This window comes from Streptomyces sp. NPDC002779 (assembly GCF_042888685.1).
Lineage (GTDB): Bacteria > Actinomycetota > Actinomycetes > Streptomycetales > Streptomycetaceae > Streptomyces.
In genome coordinates, this window is sequence record NZ_JBIAQC010000056.1 from 1 (window position 1) to 4,640 (window position 4,640).

Annotated in this window: 3 protein-coding genes and 1 pseudogene; 2 read left to right on the forward strand and 2 right to left on the reverse strand. The window is 65.7% G+C overall.

Features of this window, described 5'->3' with window-relative positions; genetic code table 11:
• Window positions 1-599 precede the first annotated feature (599 nt).
• Both ACFYW5_RS37580 and ACFYW5_RS37585 read right to left on the reverse strand, forming a co-directional pair.
• On the reverse strand, window positions 600-941 hold the full coding sequence (locus tag ACFYW5_RS37580) for a hypothetical protein (protein WP_389421637.1): 342 nt from the start codon (window positions 939-941) through the stop codon (window positions 600-602).
• A 404-nt stretch (window positions 942-1,345) separates the two neighbouring features.
• Window positions 1,346-1,958: pseudogene (locus ACFYW5_RS37585) on the reverse strand (transposase); the annotation flags it as partial.
• A gap of 166 nt (window positions 1,959-2,124) precedes the next feature.
• On the opposite strand from ACFYW5_RS37585, the gene ACFYW5_RS37590 reads away from it, so the two are divergent.
• Window positions 2,125-2,574, forward strand: coding sequence for a hypothetical protein (locus ACFYW5_RS37590; protein ID WP_389421638.1), 450 nt, complete (start codon window positions 2,125-2,127; stop codon window positions 2,572-2,574).
• 502 nt (window positions 2,575-3,076) lie between these two features.
• Window positions 3,077-3,901 carry a RimK family alpha-L-glutamate ligase gene (locus ACFYW5_RS37595; protein WP_389421639.1) on the forward strand — a complete coding sequence of 275 codons (825 nt, stop codon included), beginning with the start codon at window positions 3,077-3,079 and terminating at the stop codon, window positions 3,899-3,901.
• The last annotated feature ends 739 nt before the right edge of the window (window positions 3,902-4,640 follow it).

Genomic DNA, 4,640 nt, shown 5'->3' on the forward strand with positions numbered 1-4,640 from the left:
GTTCGCCGCCACGAGCGGTGTACCTCCAGCTCCAAGTCATCCTGCTGGTAAGCAGATTGCCATGCAGCACGGGTTGTTGATCACGTGCCATGCCGCCCTGTTCGTCGGACGGCGTCAGCCCTTCTCTTCGGGATACAGGGAGGCGAAGTCGTCCGTAATGCAGCTGTGGATCCCATCCCGAACCCGGTGATTGCTGGGGAACGTCACTTCGGCGACCTTTGCCACTGGCGGCCCTGCGCGGACAGCAGGACCACCAGGGCCCGACAGGTCACCAACGACCCGGCTCCCCAGAGGATTTATCCGCAACAAGCGCCTGCCCCATCACCATCGATTGCTCGGACACCCACTTGGTCATTTTCACCCGCCCGGAATTGGCTCACATTTCAAGCGCCGCCGACAGCTCGGATGTACCCCCTGAACGGCCGTGGAGGGTTCCCCTCCACGGGGAGCCCTCCACGGCGAAGTCGCCTGGGATCGAGCACACTCATTTCCCCGCCACGGGGAAATGATGCGTCCGAGATCTCACACTGAAGGAGCTCTCAGAGGCACATCACAAGCTGACCTACGACGATCCGTGACTGCTCTATATGCCTTCCACCCTATTCAATGGCAAGTCGTACCTCCGCGTCCCTGCCTAGCTCACCCTCCACCGTTAACACTGCGGCCCCCAGGACAAGGACCGCGAATTCCAGCTCTCCGCGCCCGTCGGGGTCTATTTCCACCGCAACATCAGCGTCAGTGTTGTTGAACAGTGTGTACTGCCCGGTTACCGACACGCTCTCACCGGGAGTGTCCAGGCATGTGGTGCCCCCGACCGCGACGACCTCGACGCCGTCACACACCGCCGCGGCCGCGGGGGAGGCAACGGCGAAGCCGAGGACGGGCACGGCGAGCAGCACGGCTGTGGCCGCGAGGCGTCCGGATATGTGACGAGGGGGCATGGCGGGTTCCTTCGGTAGGCGGTGGCCTGTGCGAGGTCTCCGCAGGGCCAGACCCCGAACCTCCTCCCCTCCCGCTCCCCGCACAAGACATGCCGGGGCTGCTGAGTTGCCTGACAATCACCGGGACAGACGAGGCGAAGCACGACCGGCGCACACGACTTAAACCACCCATAAGATGGCCAATTTCCAACACGCAGGTTCGGAAACAGGCTCTCAACTTGTTCTTTCTACCAAGATTCCGGGCTTGCCGATGGCCTTGAGGGTCTCGGGGCGTTTGACGGTCTTGCCGACGTCGTAGCGGGGTGCCTGGTGTTTGTTGGATTTCTGCACAGGCCCATAGCTCGTTCTTCTTCTGGCCGCGCCGTAGGAGCGGCCAGAAGATAAAGAACTTCCCAATGACGATGTCAAGCCGTCGTAGTGACCGTTGGTAGTACCTGATAGCACTCTCCGTCGCGGATCATGGCCCACAAGACGTTGGCCCGTCGACGGGCCAACGCCAGCAGAGCCTGTTTGTGTCCCTTTCCCTCGTTCCGTTTGCGCCCGTAGTAAGCCTGGGAGGCGGAGCAGGTTCTCAGGCTGGCCATGGGTCTCTCCTGGCAGGGCAGTGTGCTGGGCCCTGGCCGCCTCGACAGCTGTCTCGGCGAGCGCGACGGCGTTCTTCACCTTGCGGTTCTTCAGCCAGGCCCCGATCCGCCGGGCGCCGCTGCGACGGATCGAGGCCGGCATCTGGTAGCCGGTCAGTAGGAGGACCGGACCCTTCTTGCTCAGGTTCAGCGCGCGCTCTAACGCTGGGAAGAACTCCAGGAGTTGAGCCCGCAGCCGGTTGGTCTGACGGGTGCGGTCGTTGACCAGATCGAGGCGGCGCGCGGTAAGGGTGCGCAGGTTGACGGCTATCTCGTCGCCGGGCCGCAGGAGACCAAGGTCCTGGCGCATGCGTGCCTGATCGGCGATGACGAACGCGTCCTTCTCGTCCGTCTTGGCCTGGCCGCGATAGGCCGCCGACGCCTGGTGCACGGCGTTCGTCCGCTGGACGCTCGCCCGCCGCCTCGCCAGCGGAATCAAACTACCCCCTGAGGTCAAGACCGACGCCTCGCACTTCCTCACCGAGGACGAGCACTACGGACAGCTTCGCCGCTGCCTCAACGATGACCAGCTCCCGCTCGATGTCCGCATCATCGGCGCGATGGTCAGGCTCTACGGGATGCAGGTCACCCGCATCGTCACCTTGACCACAGACCGATTCCACAAGGAGGACACGGACTGGTACGTCACCTTCGACCGCGAGCCGGTCCTGCTGCCGCCCAAACTGGGCCGACTCGTTGAGGAGCAGATCCGGCACCCTGCGCGCATCTCGATGCTGGACCAACTACCTGGAGACGGACCGCGTTACCTCTGGCCGGGCCGACCCGCCAGCCGCCCCATCGGCGGCGGGTGGGCGCACACGAGGTTGAAGCGGCACGGCCTTCCGAGCTTGAGCGCGCGGAACACCGCCATGATCGAGTTCGTGGCGGAACTGCCCCCGATCGTCATCAGTGATCTCCTCGGCATCGACCCAGGCACGGCGCACAAGTGGGCCCGGTTCGCGCAAGACAGCTGGGCGGACTACCTCGCCGCCTGCCAGGACACCGAATAGCGCAGGGTTGGAACACTGCCTCTTCCCCAGTCACCTGGCTCGGATAGCCACCCGGCGACAACGCCCCGGCTCCGGCACACGCCCGGGGGCTTGCCCACGAGCCTTACCTCGCCGCCGACTTCAGTCCGAGGACGGCGGCGCGACATGGCGCACTCACCAGTCGTGACGCCGTACTGGGTGGGGAAACAGGGGGGTGAGGTGCTGGTGCTCTTCGGATGCGGATTCTTTGACGCGGCGGTCCTGTGGTGTGCCTGGCGCCGGGGCGTGGCGGCGGGCTCCAGACAGTCAGCCGGTGTGCCGGCGCACAACATTTCCGATGTTTTGCTTCTGCCGACCATTGCGCGCTCCGCCGGGATGATTACCGCCCGTTGTGCCTAATGTGACGCAGAGTTACACTTCTTGAGTATGTGAAAAGGATAGGGGCTGCTTTGTGGCACATTCCGAATGTGGCGGGGCGGACATCGCTTATGTCACCTCCGATGGACCTGATGCGGATCTGGACGTGGCTGCGCACGGTCTTGAGCGGGCCGGGCTGACCTGGCGGCCGGTGCGGTGGAAGGACCCGGAGGTGTCCTGGGGGTCGTTTCGCGCGGCGATCGTGCGCAGCACGTGGGACTACGCGCAGTGCCGCGACGAGTTCCTCGCCTCGATGCGGCGTGCGGCCGCCGGCTGCGAACTCATCAATCCCCTTGGCGTCCTTGAATGGAATTCTGAGAAAACGTATCTGCGTGACCTTGCGCAGACCGGCTGTGACGTGGTGCCCACGCTCTGGGTGGACCCGGCCGTGTGCAACAGCCGCACCGCCCTGGCCCAGGCCATCCCGCAGGACTGGACCGATCTTGTCGTCAAGCCCACGGTGGGGGCGGGCGGGAGCGGGGCGATGCGAACCCGCGACCGGCACAAGGCGAGCGCGTACGCGGTCAGCGCCGGCCCCATGCTGGTACAGCCCTATATGGACTCGGTGGACACCGAGGGCGAGTTGTCGATGGTGTACCTCAACGGCGAGTTCAGCCACGCCGTACGCCGCGGCCCCTACCTCCCCCAGGAGACCCTGCGCGAGGGACTGCTGCTGCCGGAGTCGGCCGACACCGACTGGCAGGTCACCGCCTGTCCTGCGGATGGCGAGTGCCGAGCGGCCGCAGAACAGGTCCTCGCATCGATTCCCGCACCGGCCCCGTTGGTGTATGCCCGGGTCGACCTGATCCGCGACGCCGGAGGCCGGATGCGGGTGGCGGAACTCGAAGTGACCGAGCCATTCCTCTTCCTCGGCTACGCCGAGGACGCCGCCGACCGGCTGGCCGCGGCGCTGCGCGCCCGGCTCACCTGACGCTGGCGCCAGCCCGCTGGCTTTCGCGCGGTTGCTGCGCTCGACCACTGCTTGTCGAGGCGCGGCTCTCTGCGCCCAAGGGTCGGCCCATCCTCGGCCCTTGGGGGCCTCCGATGCGCCGACGGGGTCAGCAGAAATCGGGCGGCTGCGGCTTGCTGGGCGGTGTGATGGGACAGCGTGGCTGGGGCCGGTGGGGACCGATGGAGGCATACGTGACGGGTACTTCGTCGACCGAGGGCGCGTTGCGGCGTGCTTTCTCGTGCTGAGGACGGGGGAGGGCGCGGGGCGTTTTGCCGAACGCCCGCTCCGGTTCGGCAAGCTGATCACTGAGCTCCGGTAAGCGGATCCGGTGCGCAAGGGCCGTCCTCACGGGCCCGGTACTGCCGTTGCAGCCACGAAGATGATCGCGGACACACCTTCGCGGTCACCGCTCCCTCGGCGCCCGCCGACTTGTGGCGCACGACCTGGGTCAGCGGGACCACCCGCCGGAACAGAATCCACAACTGGTCCGGCAACAGCCACTCCACCTCACCCCTCCTGCACCTCTGGTGCTCGGGGCGTCACCCAACAGGGGGGTTTGGGGTATGGCCTGGCTATGGCCGGATAAGTGGACTGTGCCGCAGCTTCCGTTAAGGCGGGGAAACTGGGCGTTGACCCCTGATGTTGAACACACGAGACACTGGATCCTGAGGATCTGAGAACGGACATCTCGTGGTCATGAAGAACTACCCGCCGGAGT

What these genes read in the sequence shown, in the direction of transcription:
- ACFYW5_RS37580 (WP_389421637.1), bottom strand. Translation starts at nt 941, where the DNA reads ATGCCCCCTCGTCACATATCCGGACGCCTCGCGGCCACAGCCGTGCTG.
- ACFYW5_RS37590 (WP_389421638.1), top strand. Translation starts at nt 2,125, where the DNA reads ATGGTCAGGCTCTACGGGATGCAGGTCACCCGCATCGTCACCTTGACC.